The organism is Larkinella insperata (genome assembly GCF_026248825.1).
In the GTDB taxonomy this organism is placed as follows: Bacteria; Bacteroidota; Bacteroidia; order Cytophagales; family Spirosomataceae; genus Larkinella; species Larkinella insperata.
In genome coordinates this window covers 1,166,367-1,183,247 of record NZ_CP110973.1, presented here as the reverse complement: position 1 = coordinate 1,183,247, position 16,881 = coordinate 1,166,367, and the positions used below count along the sequence as shown (strand labels likewise).

Annotated in this window: 17 protein-coding genes; 12 read left to right on the top strand and 5 right to left on the bottom strand. The window is 53.6% G+C overall.

The window, feature by feature from the left end:
• Window positions 1-18 precede the first annotated feature (18 nt).
• From OQ371_RS04785 to OQ371_RS04755, 7 genes are read left to right on the top strand one after another with little or no spacing between them, the layout of a single operon-like run.
• Window positions 19-906 carry a glycosyltransferase family 2 protein gene (locus OQ371_RS04785; protein ID WP_265992644.1) on the top strand — a complete coding sequence of 296 codons (888 nt, stop codon included), beginning with the start codon at window positions 19-21 and terminating at the stop codon, window positions 904-906.
• Window positions 903-2,102 (top strand): glycosyltransferase family 4 protein, encoded by a 1,200-nt coding sequence (locus OQ371_RS04780; RefSeq protein WP_265992643.1) that lies wholly within the window; start codon window positions 903-905, stop codon window positions 2,100-2,102. Before OQ371_RS04785 ends, OQ371_RS04780 begins: the two co-directional genes overlap by 4 nt.
• Window positions 2,099-3,355 carry a glycosyltransferase family 4 protein gene (locus OQ371_RS04775; protein WP_265992642.1) on the top strand — a complete coding sequence of 419 codons (1,257 nt, stop codon included), beginning with the start codon at window positions 2,099-2,101 and terminating at the stop codon, window positions 3,353-3,355. The genes OQ371_RS04780 and OQ371_RS04775 overlap by 4 nt, the downstream gene beginning before the upstream one ends.
• The gene (locus tag OQ371_RS04770; RefSeq protein ID WP_265992641.1) at window positions 3,324-3,929 is read left to right on the top strand and encodes a sugar transferase; all 606 of its coding nucleotides are present in this window, start codon (window positions 3,324-3,326) and stop codon (window positions 3,927-3,929) included. The genes OQ371_RS04775 and OQ371_RS04770 overlap by 32 nt, the downstream gene beginning before the upstream one ends.
• Window position 3,930: 1 nt before the next feature.
• Window positions 3,931-4,536, top strand: coding sequence for an acetyltransferase (locus OQ371_RS04765; RefSeq protein ID WP_265992640.1), 606 nt, complete (start codon window positions 3,931-3,933; stop codon window positions 4,534-4,536).
• Window positions 4,533-5,699 (top strand): DegT/DnrJ/EryC1/StrS family aminotransferase, encoded by a 1,167-nt coding sequence (locus OQ371_RS04760; protein ID WP_265992639.1) that lies wholly within the window; start codon window positions 4,533-4,535, stop codon window positions 5,697-5,699. Before OQ371_RS04765 ends, OQ371_RS04760 begins: the two co-directional genes overlap by 4 nt.
• 24 nt (window positions 5,700-5,723) lie before the next feature.
• On the top strand, window positions 5,724-6,845 hold the full coding sequence (locus OQ371_RS04755; protein ID WP_265992638.1) for a glycosyltransferase: 1,122 nt from the start codon (window positions 5,724-5,726) through the stop codon (window positions 6,843-6,845).
• 55 nt (window positions 6,846-6,900) lie between these two features.
• Here OQ371_RS04755 and OQ371_RS04750 read toward each other — a convergent pair whose 3' ends face one another.
• A complete protein-coding gene (locus OQ371_RS04750; protein WP_265992637.1) occupies window positions 6,901-7,443 on the bottom strand; it encodes a thioredoxin family protein in 543 nt (180 codons plus the stop codon).
• Window positions 7,444-7,692: 249 nt separating this feature from the next.
• Here OQ371_RS04750 and yihA point away from each other — a divergent pair, with 249 nt between their 5' ends.
• Both yihA and OQ371_RS04740 read left to right on the top strand, forming a co-directional pair.
• On the top strand, window positions 7,693-8,286 hold the full coding sequence (yihA, locus tag OQ371_RS04745; RefSeq protein ID WP_310586610.1) for a ribosome biogenesis GTP-binding protein YihA/YsxC: 594 nt from the start codon (window positions 7,693-7,695) through the stop codon (window positions 8,284-8,286).
• 144 nt (window positions 8,287-8,430) lie between these two features.
• Complete coding sequence (locus tag OQ371_RS04740) at window positions 8,431-8,916, top strand: DUF5606 family protein (protein ID WP_265992635.1); 486 nt, start codon at window positions 8,431-8,433, stop codon at window positions 8,914-8,916.
• Window positions 8,917-9,063: 147 nt separating this feature from the next.
• Here OQ371_RS04740 and OQ371_RS04735 read toward each other — a convergent pair whose 3' ends face one another.
• Both OQ371_RS04735 and OQ371_RS04730 read right to left on the bottom strand, forming a co-directional pair.
• Window positions 9,064-10,206 carry a TIGR03364 family FAD-dependent oxidoreductase gene (locus OQ371_RS04735; protein WP_265992634.1) on the bottom strand — a complete coding sequence of 381 codons (1,143 nt, stop codon included), beginning with the start codon at window positions 10,204-10,206 and terminating at the stop codon, window positions 9,064-9,066.
• Window positions 10,207-10,218: 12 nt separating this feature from the next.
• On the bottom strand, window positions 10,219-10,980 hold the full coding sequence (locus OQ371_RS04730; protein ID WP_265992633.1) for an HAD family hydrolase: 762 nt from the start codon (window positions 10,978-10,980) through the stop codon (window positions 10,219-10,221).
• Window positions 10,981-11,164: 184 nt separating this feature from the next.
• Between OQ371_RS04730 and OQ371_RS04725 the strand changes: the two genes are divergently transcribed.
• Both OQ371_RS04725 and eutC read left to right on the top strand, forming a co-directional pair.
• Window positions 11,165-12,544 (top strand): ethanolamine ammonia-lyase subunit EutB, encoded by a 1,380-nt coding sequence (locus OQ371_RS04725; protein WP_265992632.1) that lies wholly within the window; start codon window positions 11,165-11,167, stop codon window positions 12,542-12,544.
• Window positions 12,541-13,296, top strand: a complete 756-nt coding sequence (gene eutC, locus OQ371_RS04720; protein ID WP_265992631.1) for an ethanolamine ammonia-lyase subunit EutC — start codon at window positions 12,541-12,543, stop codon at window positions 13,294-13,296. The genes OQ371_RS04725 and eutC overlap by 4 nt, the downstream gene beginning before the upstream one ends.
• Here the strand turns inward: eutC and OQ371_RS04715 are convergent.
• Entirely contained in the window at window positions 13,293-13,910 is a 618-nt protein-coding gene (locus OQ371_RS04715) for a DUF4230 domain-containing protein (protein ID WP_265992630.1), read from the bottom strand. The two genes, eutC and OQ371_RS04715, sit on opposite strands and share 4 nt — an antisense overlap.
• 81 nt (window positions 13,911-13,991) lie before the next feature.
• The gene (gene hemA / locus OQ371_RS04710) at window positions 13,992-15,305 is read right to left on the bottom strand and encodes a glutamyl-tRNA reductase (RefSeq protein ID WP_265992629.1); all 1,314 of its coding nucleotides are present in this window, start codon (window positions 15,303-15,305) and stop codon (window positions 13,992-13,994) included.
• Between the two features lie 322 nt (window positions 15,306-15,627).
• Here hemA and OQ371_RS04705 point away from each other — a divergent pair, with 322 nt between their 5' ends.
• Entirely contained in the window at window positions 15,628-16,878 is a 1,251-nt protein-coding gene (locus OQ371_RS04705; RefSeq protein ID WP_265992628.1) for a sensor histidine kinase, read from the top strand.
• The last annotated feature ends 3 nt before the right edge of the window (window positions 16,879-16,881 follow it).

Genomic DNA, 16,881 nt, shown 5'->3' with positions numbered 1-16,881 from the left:
ACTGACCCAAAGCTTTATATGGTACTTATCACTGTTGGATTACCGGTTTACAATGCAGAGCCTTTTCTGGCCGATGCTATTCAGTCGGTTATTAATCAATCTTTTACAGATTGGGAATTAGTGCTAATCGATGATGGTTCACGTGACAATTCGCTCTCTATTGCACGAAGTTTTACCGATCCACGTGTAAAAGTTATTTCGGATGGTAACAATCTGGGTGGAGCCGCCCGGCGCAATCAAATTAACCAACTGGCTAACGGACGGTACATCGCCTTGTTCGATGCCGATGATATCATGGCGCCCAACCGTTTGTGGGACCAGGTATCCTGGTTAGAACAAAACACGCAGGTTGACATCGTCGGTTCGTATCTATACACCATCACAATTGATAATACTGTGTATGGCATCCGGGGAGCCACGTATGTACCGGATACCATTCACGAAGCGATTCGCAAAAATCCGATTGCCCAGCCGACGGTTATGGCCCGGCGCGAATGGTTTCTGGCCAATCCGTACGACGAACAGATTGGGCGCTGCCATGATTTTGAGCTCTGGCTGCGAACCATCGAGCATTCCAAATTCGCGATCATCGATAAACCGCTGATTTTTTACCGGGAAGCAGGCATTCCTTATCTGGAAAAATATACGCGGGGCATAACAACCATACACACGCTCTTGAGAGACTATCGGCAGCGCGGAAAGCTGTGTTTCAAATGCTATGCGAAAGCTCGGCTTGGCTACTTTGCAAAGGAGTTAATTTACCGGGTACTGGCCCTATTGGATGCGGAAACCTGGCTCCTGACGCTGCGGAACCGTACTCTAAACCGCGAGGAACAGACCCGCGCTCAATCATTACTTGCCCGGTCTATTGCCCGAAACAAAACCGGCTCCTCTACCCATTTATGAAACCATTACTCACGGTAATTCAAACGTTTACAGTACCTGTTTCGCTCGGATTTATCGAGGGGCAGGTTTCTTATTGGAAGGAAAAAGGATTAGCCGTCCAAATTGTCTGCGCTGACGGAGAGGCACTACCCGTTTTTGCCCGTAAACACGGTGTTACTTATCACGTTGTTTCGTTCAAACGGGCCATTACCCCTTTCCATGACCTGATTTGTCTCTGGCAGACTTACCGGCTTTTTCGGCGGGTCAAACCGGCCATTGTTCACGGAAATACGCCCAAGGCCGGCTTGCTTTCCATGCTGGCGGCCCGGTTAGCGGGCGTAACCGTTCGCGTGTACGAGATCCACGGTTTTCCGTTTGAGAGCCGGCGGAGACTCAGCCGCTGGTTACTGATAAGCATGGAGCGTTTATCGTGTCGGGCGGCTACTCATGTGCTGGCCGTCAGCGATTCGCTTCGGAAACAGGCCATCAGGCTGGAAATTGCAAAAGCGGAGAAGCTAACGGTACCGCATCACGGAAGCTGCAACGGGGTAGAATCTCTCGGTAAGTTTAACCCGTCGAAGCTGGATGCCCGAAAACTTCGGCAGCTTAAGGAAGAACTGAACTTAAATGGTACCGTGATCGGGTTTGTGGGCCGGCTCACGCGCGATAAAGGCGTGGTCGAACTGGCATCGGCCTGGCAACTGCTCCGGGAAGAATACCCGAACGTCACCCTGCTGTTGATTGGTTCGTCAGAATTGGAGTCGTTTCCCGGAAAAGAAGTGGTGGACGAGATGCTGCGCGACCCCCAGGTTCGTCAGATCGGCTTTGTGTCGGAAATGGCTTATTATTACGCCCTGCTGGATTTTATGCTGTTGCCGACCTACCGGGAGGGCTTGCCAAACGTGCTGCTGGAAGCCGGTGCGATGGAAGTAGCGGCCATTGCCAGCCGCGTAACGGGAACCGTTGACGCGCTCGTTGAGGATGAAACCGGCCTGTTCTGTGATGCCTATTCGGCCGAAAGTCTGGCCCGTCAGATGCGTGTTTATCTGGATAATCCGGACCTGGTACGGCAACACGGTCAGAACGCCCGGCGGTGGGTGCTGCGTGATTTCAACCCCGTCGATGTCTGGAACGCAAAGTTTGCGGTTTATCAGCGGGCCTTGCAGTCGGCGGGCCTACCGCTGGCTGATTCCGAAAAACCAACTGTACCGGTATGAGGATTTTGCTGCTGCACCAGTATTACCTTCCTCCGCACGAAGCGGGCGGCAACCGCTGGAACGAATTGTGCCGGTTATGGGCTGAGCAAGGCCATCAGATTACCGTAATCGCCGGTATGGTTCATTACAACCGGGGGCGCAAATACGAACATTGCCGGGGAAGGTGGGTGGTGGAAGAAAACGACATTGCCGGGGTGCACGTCGTCCGGACGCACGTGTCGGAATGGCATAATGTGAACTGGGCCGGGCGGTTGTGGGCCTACCTCACATTCCTGTTTTCCGGCACTTGGGCGGGACTATTCCGGGTGAGTACCGGGTATGACGTTTTAATTGTCACCTCACCACCGCTACTGCTTGGCGTACTGGGTATCGTCCTGGCCTGGTGGAAGCGCCTGCCTTTGGTAACCGAAATTCGGGATTTGTGGCCCGATACACCCGTTCAGATGGGCGTCTTAAAAGGCGTCTTCCTGATCCGGGCGGCTTATGCGCTGGAACGCTGGCTGTATAACTGCTCGGAAAAAGTGGTGGTGCTGACCCCGGCATTCCGGCAGGTGTTGCGGGAGCGCAAGGGCGTTGAACTCTCGAAGATTATAGTCATTCCGAACGCGGCCGATTTTCAACGAACCGACCAGCTAAGGGCAACGTTCGACCGCAAGGCTTTTCGCCAGGCGCAGAAAATGGAAGGATTTTTGTGGATCGTATATGCAGGAGCGCACGGCGTCGCCAACCAACTGGACCAACTCGTGGCAACGGCGGCTCTTTTGCAGAATCAGCCCGTCCGTTTTTTACTGATTGGCGATGGCATGGCTAAAAATACCGTTCGGGCCGAAGTCGAAAGACGGGCGCTGCAAAACGTTCGGTTCATGGATGCGCTGCCCCGCGAAGTGGCTTTTCAATACATTCTGGCGTCGGATGTCGGGATGATGACCATGCAGCGGCTGGATATATTCAAGACCATCTACGCCAACAAGATGTTCGAATACATGGCGGCCCGGCTTCCGATTCTGACGGCAATTGATGGCATTTCACGCTTGGTAGTAGAACGGTCGAATGCCGGAATGTTTGTGGATCTTCAGAAACCCGTTGAGGTGGCCAAAAGGATCAGGCTCTATCTGAACCAGCCCGAGCTGCGCTGCCGACACGGGCAAAATGGGTACGAGTACGCCAAAATACACTTTGATCGGAAACGATTAGCTGACGAGTATTTACAATGTCTTGCCGATGTACCGAAAAACCGGAAAACGTCTGATTGATGTTAGTGTATCCTTACTGGCCATCATGATGGTGTTGCCCCTGATGCTGGCGCTGATACCTGCGTTGGCGCTGGCCAACGGGGGAACGCCCTTCTTCGTGCAGTTCCGGCCCGGTCGGCACGGGCACATCTTTCGGTTGATCAAGCTCAAAACCATGAGCGACCAGCGGGATGCCAACGGATTTTTGCTTCCCGATGCCGAGCGTCTGACGCCGGTTGGCCGAATGATTCGTAAGACGTCCCTCGACGAGCTGCCCCAACTATGGAACGTTCTGAAGGGCGACATGAGCCTGATTGGGCCGCGTCCGTTGCTGATTGAGTACCTGCCACTCTACAGCCCCGAGCAACGCCGACGGCACGAGGTTCGACCCGGAATCACGGGTTGGGCGCAGGTTAACGGGCGGAACACCTTGTCCTGGGCGAAAAAGTTTGAGTTTGATACCTGGTACGTCGATAACCTGTCTTTGGGTCTGGACTGCAAAATCATTCTGCTGACCATTCAAAAGGTCTTGAAGTCGGAAGGAATTTCGTCCGCGTCGGCGGCTACGATGGAAAAATTTACGGGAACGATTTAGGATGTTACTGTACGGAGCCAGCGGTCATGCCAAAGTGATTATTAGCTGTTTGCAAGCGGCCGGAGTCGCTGTAGATGCCATTTTCGACGATGACCCGGACAAGAAGAAGCTCCTGACGATTCCCGTGGTGGGCGGCTATCGCGCCGAGTATAACCCCGGTGAGCCGTTGGTGGTAGCGATTGGGGATAATCGCGTTCGGTGCCGTCTGGCGCAGTGGATTCAGCACCCCTTCGGAACCGCCGTCCATCCGTCGGCCCTGATCGATTCCAGCGTAATGCTGGGGAATGGCTCTGTCGTGATGCACGGGGCAATCCTCCAGGTCGACACCTGCGTTGGAAACCACGTCATTATCAATACCGGCGCATCGGTCGATCACGATTGCACGGTGGCCGATTTTGTGCACGTTGCTCCGGGGGCCGTCGTATGCGGTGGCATCCAGGTTGGCACCGGAACCCTCATCGGAGCCGGGGCCGTTGTTTGTCCTAACCTGAACATTGGTCGGTGGGCGACTGTTGGGGCCGGGGCCGTTGTGACGCGCCCGATTCCGGATTATGCTGTGGTGGTCGGTAATCCGGCCCGAATTATAAAAATAAACCAACCGCTATGACACCAGAGATTTACCTTTCCTCACCGCACCTTGGCGAACTGGAGCTTCAGTACGTGCAGGAAGCGTTTTCCTCCAACTGGATTGCCCCGCTTGGCCCACACGTCGACGGCTTTGAACAGGAACTTTGCGCAGCAACCGAAACCGGTTATGCGGCCGCTCTGTCGTCCGGAACGGCGGCTTTGCACCTGGCGCTGGTCTTGCTGGGGGTTGGCTCCGGCGATGAAGTGTTGTGTCAGTCGTTCACGTTTGCGGCCAGTGCCAACCCGATTATCTACCAGGGAGCCAACCCGGTTTTTATCGACAGCGAAACCAGCACCTGGAACATGTGCCCCGACACGCTCGAGACGGCTCTGAAAGACCGTATCGCCCGGGGAAAACGCCCCAAAGCCGTCATTGTCGTACACCTTTACGGAATGCCAGCCCGCATGGCGGAAATAATGGACATCTGTGAGCGGTACGAACTCCCGCTGATCGAAGACGCTGCCGAAGCGTTGGGGTCGTCTTACCGGGGAAAACCGTGCGGGAGCTGGGGCAAACTGGCCGTTTTATCGTTCAATGGCAATAAAATTATTACTACGTCCGGCGGAGGAGCCTTGTTGTCAAACGACGAAGCGCTGGTTGAAAAAGCCCGCTTCCTGGCGACGCAGGCCCGCGACCCGGCCCCGCATTATCAGCATTCGGTCGTTGGCTATAACTACCGGATGAGCAATGTCTGCGCGGCCATCGGGCGGGGGCAACTGGCGGTTCTGGAGACGCGGGTTGCGCAGCGCCGGGCTAATTTTGACCAATACGTTGAGCGACTGAATGCATTGCCGGGCGTCGGTTTTCAGCCCGAACCCACCGGCTTTTTTTCGAACCGCTGGCTGACCTGCATCACAATCGATCCGGCGTTGTCCGATGGTGTTACCCGCGAAGATATTCGGCTGGCTCTGGCTGAACAGCGAATCGAAGCGCGGCCTTTGTGGAAACCCATGCACCAGCAGCCGGTTTTTGCCCGGGCACCCTTCTACGGTTCCGGCGTGTCGGAGCAGCTTTTTGAGAACGGACTTTGCATACCGTCGGGCTCCAACCTGACGGCTGGGCAGCTTAGTAAAATAAGCGCCTGCATCGAGGAAACCTTTTCCCTGCCGCAGGACGAACATCTGCCGTCCGAGACGGCCTAAATACCGGGTAAAAAAGCAGATTCTATGCCGCGTCAACGGGTTTTACACGTCAGTACCATACACCCCACCTACGACCCTCGTATTGTCTATAAATATTTTCCTACGCTGACCGGAGCGTATGAGGTGTACTGCGCCCTGCCCAAGCCCGATGCCACGGTTGCTCCGGCGGTGCGCTTTATCAAGTTGCCACATTTTCGCCGGGTTGTCTTGCGGTTTCTGATCACCTGCCCGGTTATTTTGTGGAAAACCCTGCGGCTTCGTCCAGTTCTGGTTCACGTGTACTCGTCGGAATTTCTGCCGTTTGCGTATGTCTACCGGTTGTTGGGAGCGGCCGTTATCTACGAAGTACAGGAGAATTTGCACAAAAAGATTCACCTGAAAAAACAGAACCGGGGCTGGCTGCTGCAACAGGCGTTTCGGTTTTTCGACCGGCTGGCCTGGCGGCATTTCTCGCTGATCTTTACCGAACACGGCTACCTGACCACGTACACAAACCTGGTCAAGCCCCAGGCCGTCATCTACAATTATCCGGTTCTGCCTTTTATGGAGGCCTTCCGGCGGCCCTATCGAAAGCTGGCCGATCCAATTGAGTTTTTTTACATCGGTTTGCTGAGCTTCGACCGGGCCATCGAAACCCTGCTCGAAGGTTTAGTCCTGTTGAAAACCGACTACCCGGATTTCAAGGTGCACCTGTTTGGGCGGTGTACGTTTACCCAGGCGGAACTGGAAAACATTCCGGCGTATCACAAGCTGGGCGAAAACCTGATTTTTTACGGCTATACCGATCAGGCAAAAGCCCTGGCGTATGCTGCAAAATCAGTCTGCGGGCTGGCGCTTCTGAAACCCGTTGGCGATTACCCCGAGTCGTATACCACTAAAATGTTTGAATACATGGCGCTCGGGCTGCCGGTCATTACGGCTAATTTTCAACTATACCGCGATGTCGTGGAAAAACATGCCTGCGGGTTCTGCATCGATCCAACCGACCCTCGGGTGTTTGCCGACCGGATGCGGTATTTGATCGAGCACCCGCAGCAAGCGCAGGAGATGGGCCAGCGGGGCCGGCGGGCAACGGAGTCAACCTACAACTGGACCACGGAAGAAGCGAAGCTGATGGACCTTTATCAGAAGGTGATTGCTCACTAAAAAAGCCGTAAGCGGATCTCGCTTACGGCTTTTTGCAAAAAAGAGCAGCTTTCTTTTATAATGCAGCCTGACCTTTAACGCCTTTGCCGATGGTCAGCAACTCTTCTGGCGATTGGTAGCCCAGGACTTTCTTTACCACTTTGCCGTCGCCATCGATAAACAGCAGGGTCGGGTAGCCTTCCAGCGGATATTGCAGCGCCAGTTCCGGTCCTTCGCCTTTCTCCATATCGATTTTCACGTTGATGAATTCCTTATTGAAAAAGTCGCCGACTTCCTTCTGGGTAAAAACGTTTTTCTGCAACAGTTTGCAGGGACCGCACCAGCTGGTGTAGGCGTCCAGAAACACAAGTTTTTTCTCCGCTTTGGCTTTCGCTAACTGCGCTTTCCAGGCGGCATCCGAGAACTGAATACCCGGCTCGGTACCGGCGGTGGTGGCGCTGGCGTCGGGTACGGTCTTTTCTTCGCTGACGACCTCCGTATTATCCGCCGAAGTTTCGGTGACGGCCGACTGCTCGTCAGTTGACTTACTTTGGGAGTTGCAGGCGTTCAATACCAGCGCAAACGCCAGCAGCAGGGAGAGCAAACTTGTATTCTTCATAACTTTTAGATCGGTTCGTTCTGATGAGGTTATAACGACAGATGAGTTCTGATTGGTTTCTTTAGCCGGATTTTTCCGCTTAAGGCCCTACAATTTTAAGCAAAAAAAAGGATTTGTAAAGGGTCGATCCCGCTCCAATTTCAGGATGCAATAGTACTCTTGTCAATTCTTTACGAACTTTGCGGCCGGAGAACGGTTTTAAAATCGTTCTTCTGAAGCACTATGGAAGTAAAACAAGCTGAGTTTGTCATGAGCAATTCCGACCCGTCCCGCTGCCCCAAGCCGGACCGGCCGGAGTATGCCTTCATTGGCCGCTCCAACGTCGGAAAGTCGTCGCTCATCAACATGCTGACCGTCCGGCATAAGTTAGCGAAAACCTCGCAGACGCCCGGAAAAACACAGTTGATCAACCATTTCCTGATCAACAGTGAGTGGTATCTGGTCGATTTGCCGGGCTACGGTTTTGCGAGGGCACCGCAGCGTGAGCGGGAAAAATGGGAGCGGATGATCGACAGTTACCTCAAAAACCGTCAGAATCTGATCTGCACGTTTGTGCTGGTCGATAGCCGCATTGATCCGCAGCGCATCGACCTGGAGTTTATGGAAAAGATGGGGGAACTCGGCTTGCCGTTTGCCATCATCTTCACAAAAACCGAAAAAAGCAACACGAATGCCGTGCAGCAGGCCGTGAAGCGGTACGAACAAACCATGCGGAAAACATGGGCCGAATTGCCGCCGATGTTTCTTTCTTCAGCCGTGAGCGGGCGCGGGAGAGAGGAAATTCTGGCGTACATCGATCAGTTAAACAAGGCGTTTCACGAACAGGACGACGCAAAAAAATAATTGCTAGATAAAGGGTTTAAAATCGCGGCAAAACCGTTTGATCAGTACGATTAGCAGGGGATTCGCCGTATCTTTGCCCTTCAGTTTTTAGAAACATTGGCAATAACCAAATCAAATTGACCGTTACCCATTAAACTAGGCAGCATGGAAGCGCTGAAAGAAATTGCGAATATTGCCGGAAAAGGCGGCTTATACCGGATTGTAAAACCCAGCCGAACGGGTGTGATTGTGGAATCGCTCGACGAGAAAAAAGAAAAGTCGATGATTGGACCCACGGCACGTGTATCGGTATTGAAAGACATTTCAATTTACACGGATGACGATGAACAATCGAAGCCCCTGGGGGATGTGTTCATGGTGATCTATGAAAAATACAATGATGAGTTGCCGATTACTCCCAAGGCGGCTTCAAACGCCGAACTGGCGGACTTCATGGCCGAAATCGTGCCGGAATACGACCGCGACCGGGTGCATATGTCGGATGTAAAGAAAATGATCGGCTGGTATAATATTCTGCGGAAGAACCTGCCGGAAGCGTTTGAGACAAAGGCGGAAGAAACGCCCGATACCGACGCTGAATCAACCGAAACGTCCTCTCAAACTGCCGAAACGCAGGAAGAGAAAGCGTAGATTTTCCATTTTTCAGTAATTGAAAAAGCAGGAATTGGCCTTTGGCTTTCCTGCTTTTTTTAGTTTTAAGCGTAGACGAGCGAGGAAAGACAGGAGACAAAAGACCGAACGACGATACAACTCTTTTATCTTTCTTATCTTTTGTCTCTACAAAAACCGCTTTATATTTTCCTCCGAAAACCCGGCGCTGGAGGTCATGCCCTTGCCGCCGATGCCGGTGACGATGTGGATATTGTTCAGATCGGCTTCGAAAATCTCCTGCGTGGTCTGGGCGTAAAACCCGGCCCAGGTGCGCTGGATGCGGTCGACGGGAAAACTGACAATCCGGCTGGCTTCCTGCCGGATTAACTGGTTGACGTAATCTTTCGTGTCGAAGCCCAGGTCGTCGGTCTGCGTGGCCGGAGCGTATTCGTGTGAATCGCCGATGATGATCGAGCCGTCGAGCGCCTGCTTAAACAGAACATGGATGCCCCACTTTTTCAATTCTGCCAGATGGTCCGGCGCTTGCAGATTGGCGTAGGACGGACACTCGGTAAAGGACTCATACCGCCGGATGGTCAGGCCCGTCAGAATATTGCCGGGCAGCGTAATTTCCGGCATTGGCGCGGTTTGCATCATTTGCAGTTTGCTCACCACCAGTCCGCTCTGGGCAAACAAGTCGGGAAACAACAGCCGAAACTCGCTGCCGTTGCAGAGGAATACCTTGCCCGCTTCAAATCGTTCGCCGTTCGCCAACTGGACCCGCGCGCCCGCTGCCGTCGACTCACAGCCGACCACCGCAGCGTTGTTCCGGTAAGTTACATTCGGGTATTTCGTGGTTAGGTAACCGATGAGCCGGTGGATCATCTGATCGGGTTCTACGCTGATTTCCTCCGGAAAAACCAGGGCTCCCTGCACGTAATCCGACCGCAAAACCGGGTAGCTGTCCAGCGTCCGGGCCTTCGACCAAAGTTCACACGGGTAACCGTCGGCCCGTCGTTGGTCGTAGAGTTCGTTGGCCAGCGTCCATTCGTCGGCGTCGGAGGCCACATAAACCGAGCCGTTTTGCCGAACGGTAATGTCGTGCTCCTTCTGAATTTCCCGGTACAGCTCCAGGCTGCGCCGACCGTAATGGTACCAGCGGCCGCTCAGTCCGGACGGTACCACCTGACCAAAATTGCGGACCGTAGCGCTGACGGGCCGGTTGTCTTTTTCCAGAATCAGGACTTTCTGACCGGCACGGGCCGCGTGCAAGGCGTGAAACGTACCCAGAATGCCCGAACCAACGAAAATAAAATCGAAAGAAGCCAAGAGAAAAAACGGTTATAGGGATGGGTTGGAAGGGTTGGTCAACGCCTGCGCCGACGACAGGGAAAGGGTAGCTGGTAGTTCCGCGAGCGATGGAAGCAGACGGTCGTGCGGGTACGGCTCCAGTTGGCTGCGGCTGTGCGTACCGTTCACCACACCCAGGTTCAGGCCGACCCCGGCGGCCTGGCCCGACAGCAGGTCGGAGGGTGTATCGCCAATGTTGGCTACCCGTTTCGGATCAGTAACGCCTAGTAACCGCATTGCCTTCTGAATCATGAACGGCTGCGGACGGCCCTGCTCCACCTCATCGCTGGCAATGGACGCCTGAATGAGGGTTTGCCCGTTGCCCATGTAGTTTTCGTCCAAACCTTCGAGCCAGCCCAGCTTTCTCAGAATAATATCAGTAACCTTCCGGTAAAAACCGGTTGTCAGAGCGATTTTGACGCCGTTGCTACGCAGAAACACAAACGTCTCCAGACAACCGGCGGTCGGCAGAACGGGCTGGGTACGGTAGTGGTTTTCCAGGATCTCGGTAAAAAGCTGGTAGGAATGATCCACCTTCGCTTTCAGTTCTTCCGGCGTGGCGGTACCCAGTTGTTTGCTCCAGAGCGTCTCGAATACAAAACGTTTGGACAACCCCTGCATGGCCAGAATCCGCTCGTCGCTGACGATCAGATGGGTTTGTGAAGCGGCCTGGGCGAAGCAGCGTTCTACTTCGTGCTGGTCCTGGACCGTCGTGCCAGCCATATCGAATACTACCAGTTGAAAAGAGTTCATGGGTTAGAAACGGGAGAGATGATCAAACGCCAAACTTACAAAAGCCCGGTTTATAAACTGTTACTGGTGTATTAAATTCCTGTAATCCTTGGGCTTATCCGCGCTTCTTTGTAGATTCCATTTTCCGTGCTACGGGATGTTGATGTCCCTGTTTTCTACAATTCTTTACGCATTTGTTACCACTATGGCGTACCGCTGTTCTGTTCGTAACGTAACCTACCGCTTCGACAACCTGAAAACCCTGCTGGCGAAAGCTACGCCCCTGCGCTCGGGCGACCAACTGGCGGGGATAGCGGCCCGAACCGCCGAGGAACGGGTGGCGGCTCAGATGACGCTGGCCGACCTGCCGCTGACGACTTTCCTGACCGAAGCCGTCATCCCGTACGAAACCGACGAAATTACCCGGTTGATCCTGGACAGGCACGATGCCGAAGCCTTTGCGCCCATTCGACACCTGACGGTCGGGGACTTGCGAAACTACTTGCTGTCGGACGAGGTTAGTACCCAAACGCTGACGAGCCTGCAGGCGGGTCTGACGCCCGAAATGGTGGCGGCCGTAAGCAAGCTAATGCGGAATCAGGATTTGATTACGGTTGCCGCCAAGTGCGAAGTAGTGACCCGATTCCGGAACACCATCGGCCTGAAAGGACGGTTTTCAACCCGGTTGCAACCCAACCACCCCACCGACGATTTTCGGGGTGTGGCGGCCAGTATCGTTGATGGGCTATTTTACGGCAGTGGCGACGCAGTCATTGGGATCAACCCGGCTACCGATCATGTTCGGACGGTGATGCGGCTGGTCGATATGATGGATCAGATTCGTCAGCGCTTCGAAATTCCCACGCAAACCTGCGTTTTGAGCCACATTACCACCTCGCTCCAGGCCATTGAACAAGGTGCCCCGGTCGATCTGGTGTTTCAATCCATCGGCGGGACCGAAGCCGTCAATGCGTCGTTTGGCCTTAATCTGGCTCTGTTGGGCGAAGGGCTGGATGCGGGTCGGTCGCTGAAGCGGGGGACGGTGGGCCAGAATGTAATGTATTTCGAAACGGGGCAGGGGAGTGCTCTGTCGGCCAACGCGCACCACGGTGTTGATCAGCAGACCTGTGAGGTGCGGGCTTACGCCGTGGCCCGGCTTTTTGAGCCGCTGCTGGTCAATACCGTGGTTGGATTTATTGGTCCGGAGTATTTGTACAACGGCAAACAAATTATCCGGGCCGGGCTGGAAGACCATTGCTGCGGCAAACTGCTGGGCCTGCCAATGGGCGTTGATATTTGCTACACAAACCACGCGGAAGCCGATCAGGACGATATGGACACGCTGCTGACGCTGCTCGGTACGGCGGGCGTTAACTTTATCATGGGCATTCCCGGCGCTGATGATGTCATGCTGCATTACCAGAGCACCTCGTTTCACGATGCACTGTACGTACGGGACTTGTGCCATCTGCGGCCCGCACCGGAATTTGAAGACTGGCTGCTGCGCATGGATTTAATCAGTACCGATGGTCGGCTGCTGCCGGCCAAAAATACGCACCGTTTACTGCAAGCCGCCGGCCTATGAACCCCCTTCCCGAACAGCCCGATCCGTGGGCTTTCCTGCAAAGCCACACGTCTGCCCGCATTGCCCGGGGGCGCACCGGGCACAGCCTGCCGACCCGCGCCCTGCTGGATTTTCAGCTCGACCACGCGCGCGCCCGCGATGCGGTCTATTCAGAATTGGAACCGGAAGAACTGGTGCGGCAACTGAAAGCCATCCATGAGCCGTTGCGGCAACTTCACAGCCGGGCCGCCGATCGCCAGCAATACCTGCAACGGCCCGATCTGGGCCGCCGACTGGATGAGCAAAGCCGGGCGACGCTGTCGGCATCAAGCGGTTTTGCCCTTTGTCTGGTCATTGCGGATGGACTGTCGGCAACGGCAATCAACCGTCATGCCCTGCCGGTGGTGACCCGCCTGGTGGAGGAAGTCCGGAAATTGGGCTGGTCGCTGGCGCCGTTGTGTGTGGTGGAACAGGGGCGCGTTGCCATCGGGGACGAAATTGCGCACGCCTTGCAAGCCGAAACCGTGGTTGTGCTGATCGGAGAGCGGCCCGGCCTAACCTCGCCCGACAGTATGGGAGCTTACCTTACCTTCCGCCCGGAGCCGGGCCTGACCGACGAAGCCCGCAACTGCATCTCCAACATCCGGCCCGAAGGATTGCCGTATGAAGCGGCCGTGCAAAAGCTGGTGTATTTGCTGACGGAAATGAAAACCCGCAAACTGTCGGGGGTGCAGTTGAAAGATGAATTTGACGACAACCTGCTGACGCACTAGCGGAGTGGTTGCAAGGTAGCTTTCATGCGGGTGGTCAGAAAAACTTTTTTGCCGGAAATTCGCTCCAGCATGGGCTTCAGAATTTTGTCGGCGTTCTGACGGGTTTGTTCCAGAATGCCGCTATTGAGGGCTGCTCGCCGGATTTGGGTTTCGGCCCGGCGGTAAGCTTCACTGACCAGCTGGGCTTCTTCAAAAAAAGCGTATTCTGTGTTGAAAACCCGCGAGTGCCGATGGTCGATTTTGTAGGAGCACAGTTCGGCGTCGGGCAGGTGAACGATCAGACTATCGCCCTGGGCGGTAACGTCTTCGGCGGTAATCTTGGTCAGGTCCAGGCAGCCAACGGCTTCACCTTCCACAATCAGGACGGCTTTCGGGTTGGGCAGCCACTCCCGGACCAACTGATGTTCAATGATATCTTTGAAGCGGTATTTAACCAGTTCCAGTTTGCCCAACTCGGTTACTTCCTGCAAAACAACCGTTTGAACCGATGATTCTTTTTTGGTCAAGCCGCTGAACACCGACCAGCCGCGCAATTGTTCCCACGACACGATCAGGCCGACTAGCAGCAGAATAATGAGAAAAAAACGGAGTAAAGAGTTGATAAAACGGGTCATAAATAGAGCAGATAGACTATAAACGAAAAATCCCAAACCAATTGCTTAGTCTGGGATCTCGGTCAACTAATTCATCATAGGTTAGTGAAAGCTTTGGGATGCATCGGTCGGTTGTTTTTCCAGGTCGAACAAATCCGTCAACACATCAATTAGCGTGTCGGCTTCGCCCCGTTTGCAGGCCGCTTTGAGTTGCAAAACGGGTGATTTCATGATTTTCTGCATGATGCTGCGCGTAATCTTTTCAACTTTTTCGGATTCTTCGGCAGTCATGTGTTTCAAGTGGCGGGCAATTTCTTCTTTCCGAATCTGCTCCAGCGCATTCTTGAATTTGTTGATGGTCGGTGAAACGGTCATCTCCCGCGACCAATCGTTGAAGTCGGCAATCGACTGATCAATGATTGCTTCCACCTGCGGGATAGAGGCCAGCCGGCGGCTCAGGGCTTCATCGGCCCGGGTCCGAATCTGGTCAATGTTATACAGCAGAACGCCCGGCACCTGTTCAACGTTGACGTCGATGCTCCGGGGAACGGATAAGTCAAAGAAATATTTAAACGTCAGCGAGTTCAAGTCCGACAACAGCTCGGCGGTGATCATCGGTCTTTCCACCAGCACCGACGAAATAATCACATCGGCTTTCGCAATTTCCTGCGTCAGGTCCGCAAAGTCGGCAACCCGGAAGCTGTGTTTCTCCGCCAGCGCATCGGCTTTGGAGCGGGTGCGGTTGCAGAGGGTAATTCGGTTTAGTTTGCGGGCGGCCAGGTTTTCGCAGATATCTGCACCAATTTCGCCCAGACCCACCACCAGAATCGACGGAGCGGCCGAGCCATGTTCGGCCAGGTAGGGGCAGCCGTTGTTACCAACCAGTTCTTCAATTAATTCAACAGCGGCATACGACACCGAAGCGGCTCCATCGCGGAAACTGGTTTCCTGGGCAACGCGTTTGTTGGTGAAGAAAATCGTGTGCATCAGCCGGTGCAGAAACGGCCCCGCCATGTCGAGGTCGGCCGACCACTGGTAAGCATGTTTGACCTGGTTCGGGATTTGCATATCGCCCACGACCTGAGAGTGCAGCCCTGTACAAACTTCGAACAGATGGCGAACTGCCGTGGCCTGGGTATCAAAAAAATGAAAATAAGGCAGGTATTCGTCGGAGGAAGTAATTCCTTTTTCAGCCAGCAACAGGCGGGCAACCTCCTGGTTCAGGTTCTGATTGGAAATGTAGTAAATCTCCGTACGGTTGCAGGTTGAGAGTACCAGCGCTTCCGAGGCACCGAAAAATTCCCGAAGTTTAATCAGAAACTGCTTGGACTCATCTTCGTTTAATGCAATTAGCTCTCTAACGGCCAGCGGGGCGGTTTTATACGATAAACTAATTGATTTAAAGATCTCGTGCATTGCTACTATTCAAATAATGCCCAAAATTACAATACAATTCTTTCACTGAAAACACTAATGTGGTAGTTTCAGTTTACTCCGTACTTATTTAGAATCTCTATAAACTATTGCAAAGTTCTCCCCTTTATATCCTATTTACAATATTATTCCGGTGAGATGGGAAATAAAGGCATTGAATTGCCAGAATTGTGCGTTATGACGTAAATTCATGCGAAGTTACCACGGTAGAGATTGGAGTACGATGACGTTAATCAGCCGGCAACCTGATCATTTTCAATAGATACGCAGAAAGCCGTAGCCGGGTTGCTTTGAACCGAAATTTATGTTGAAGTCACTGGAGATATATGGTCAGCGCAACACGCTGAAAATTGTTCTTGCCCTGAATTTACTCCTGGTCGGTACGGCCTCGCTGCTTTATACCAACAGTCTGATTGCAAAGTTGGAAGAACGGGAGGAAAATGACGTAAAGCTGTATGCCAGAGCCCTCGTCAATGTGTACGACGAGAATGCCGACGAAGACCTGACTTTTATCACGAACGAAATTATGTTCGTCAACCAGAAAAATCAGGTCCCGACGATTTATGTGGATGAAAACCATAAAATTCCCAAAATTCCCATCCACAATTACACGTTCCCGCCGGGTACATCCGACGAAGAGATTCTGGGTATCCTGGAGGAGGAGCTGGCCGAAATGAGAGAAGAACACCAGCCGATTGTGGTGGAAATGGATGGGAAAGTAAACGGCTACATTTATTATCACAACTCGCTATTACTGACCCAACTCCGTTTTTTTCCGTACGTCCTGCTGGCCGTGATGGTCACCCTTGGGTTTCTGGCTTATCTGGCGTTCAGTTCGGCCCGGCGGGCGGAGCAGAACCGCGTCTGGGTGGGGCTGGCGAAAGAAACCGCGCACCAGCTGGGCACGCCCCTGTCGTCGCTCATGGCCTGGGTTGAGTACTTCCGCAGCGATCCGGCCGTCGACCAGTCGGTGGCCGATGAAGTGGAAAAGGACGTCAAACGGCTGGAAACTATCGCGACCCGGTTTTCAAGCATTGGCTCCGTGCCGACGCTGAAAAGTGAGAACATTTACGAAACCGTCAGCCAGTTTGTGTCTTACCTCGAAAGACGGATTTCCACGAAAGTGAAAATCCACGTCGAGAATTTTCTGGTCGACGGCAAAGAAGTCAAAATCAACAAATTGCTGTTTGAGTGGGTGATCGAAAACATTTGTAAAAATGCCGTCGACGCCATGAGCGGAGTCGGGAAACTGACGGTTCGGCTCATGCCACTGCCCCGAAATGAAATCGCCATCGATATTACCGATACGGGCAAAGGCATCAACAAGGCAAATTTACAGAAGGTGTTTACGCCGGGTTACAGCACCAAAAAACGGGGTTGGGGGCTTGGGCTTACGCTGGCCAAGCGAATTATTGAAGAATACCACGAAGGCCGACTGTTTGTGAAAAGCTCCGAGGTAGGCAAAGGAACCACGTTTCGGATTCTGCTGAAAGAGAACGTGATGAGCGAAGGACCGGTGGTGAAAGGCCAAAAAACCGTACGCAGTGCCTCCTGAAAA

What these genes read in the sequence shown, in the direction of transcription:
- OQ371_RS04785 (WP_265992644.1), top strand. Translation starts at nt 19, where the DNA reads ATGGTACTTATCACTGTTGGATTACCGGTTTACAATGCAGAGCCTTTT.
- OQ371_RS04780 (WP_265992643.1), top strand. Translation starts at nt 903, where the DNA reads ATGAAACCATTACTCACGGTAATTCAAACGTTTACAGTACCTGTTTCG.
- OQ371_RS04775 (WP_265992642.1), top strand. Translation starts at nt 2,099, where the DNA reads ATGAGGATTTTGCTGCTGCACCAGTATTACCTTCCTCCGCACGAAGCG.
- OQ371_RS04770 (WP_265992641.1), top strand. Translation starts at nt 3,324, where the DNA reads ATGTACCGAAAAACCGGAAAACGTCTGATTGATGTTAGTGTATCCTTA.
- OQ371_RS04765 (WP_265992640.1), top strand. Translation starts at nt 3,931, where the DNA reads ATGTTACTGTACGGAGCCAGCGGTCATGCCAAAGTGATTATTAGCTGT.
- OQ371_RS04760 (WP_265992639.1), top strand. Translation starts at nt 4,533, where the DNA reads ATGACACCAGAGATTTACCTTTCCTCACCGCACCTTGGCGAACTGGAG.
- OQ371_RS04755 (WP_265992638.1), top strand. Translation starts at nt 5,724, where the DNA reads ATGCCGCGTCAACGGGTTTTACACGTCAGTACCATACACCCCACCTAC.
- OQ371_RS04750 (WP_265992637.1), bottom strand. Translation starts at nt 7,443, where the DNA reads ATGAAGAATACAAGTTTGCTCTCCCTGCTGCTGGCGTTTGCGCTGGTA.
- yihA (WP_310586610.1), top strand. Translation starts at nt 7,693, where the DNA reads ATGAGCAATTCCGACCCGTCCCGCTGCCCCAAGCCGGACCGGCCGGAG.
- OQ371_RS04740 (WP_265992635.1), top strand. Translation starts at nt 8,431, where the DNA reads ATGGAAGCGCTGAAAGAAATTGCGAATATTGCCGGAAAAGGCGGCTTA.
- OQ371_RS04730 (WP_265992633.1), bottom strand. Translation starts at nt 10,980, where the DNA reads ATGAACTCTTTTCAACTGGTAGTATTCGATATGGCTGGCACGACGGTC.
- OQ371_RS04725 (WP_265992632.1), top strand. Translation starts at nt 11,165, where the DNA reads ATGGCGTACCGCTGTTCTGTTCGTAACGTAACCTACCGCTTCGACAAC.
- eutC (WP_265992631.1), top strand. Translation starts at nt 12,541, where the DNA reads ATGAACCCCCTTCCCGAACAGCCCGATCCGTGGGCTTTCCTGCAAAGC.
- OQ371_RS04715 (WP_265992630.1), bottom strand. Translation starts at nt 13,910, where the DNA reads ATGACCCGTTTTATCAACTCTTTACTCCGTTTTTTTCTCATTATTCTG.
- hemA (WP_265992629.1), bottom strand. Translation starts at nt 15,305, where the DNA reads ATGCACGAGATCTTTAAATCAATTAGTTTATCGTATAAAACCGCCCCG.
- OQ371_RS04705 (WP_265992628.1), top strand. Translation starts at nt 15,628, where the DNA reads ATGTTGAAGTCACTGGAGATATATGGTCAGCGCAACACGCTGAAAATT.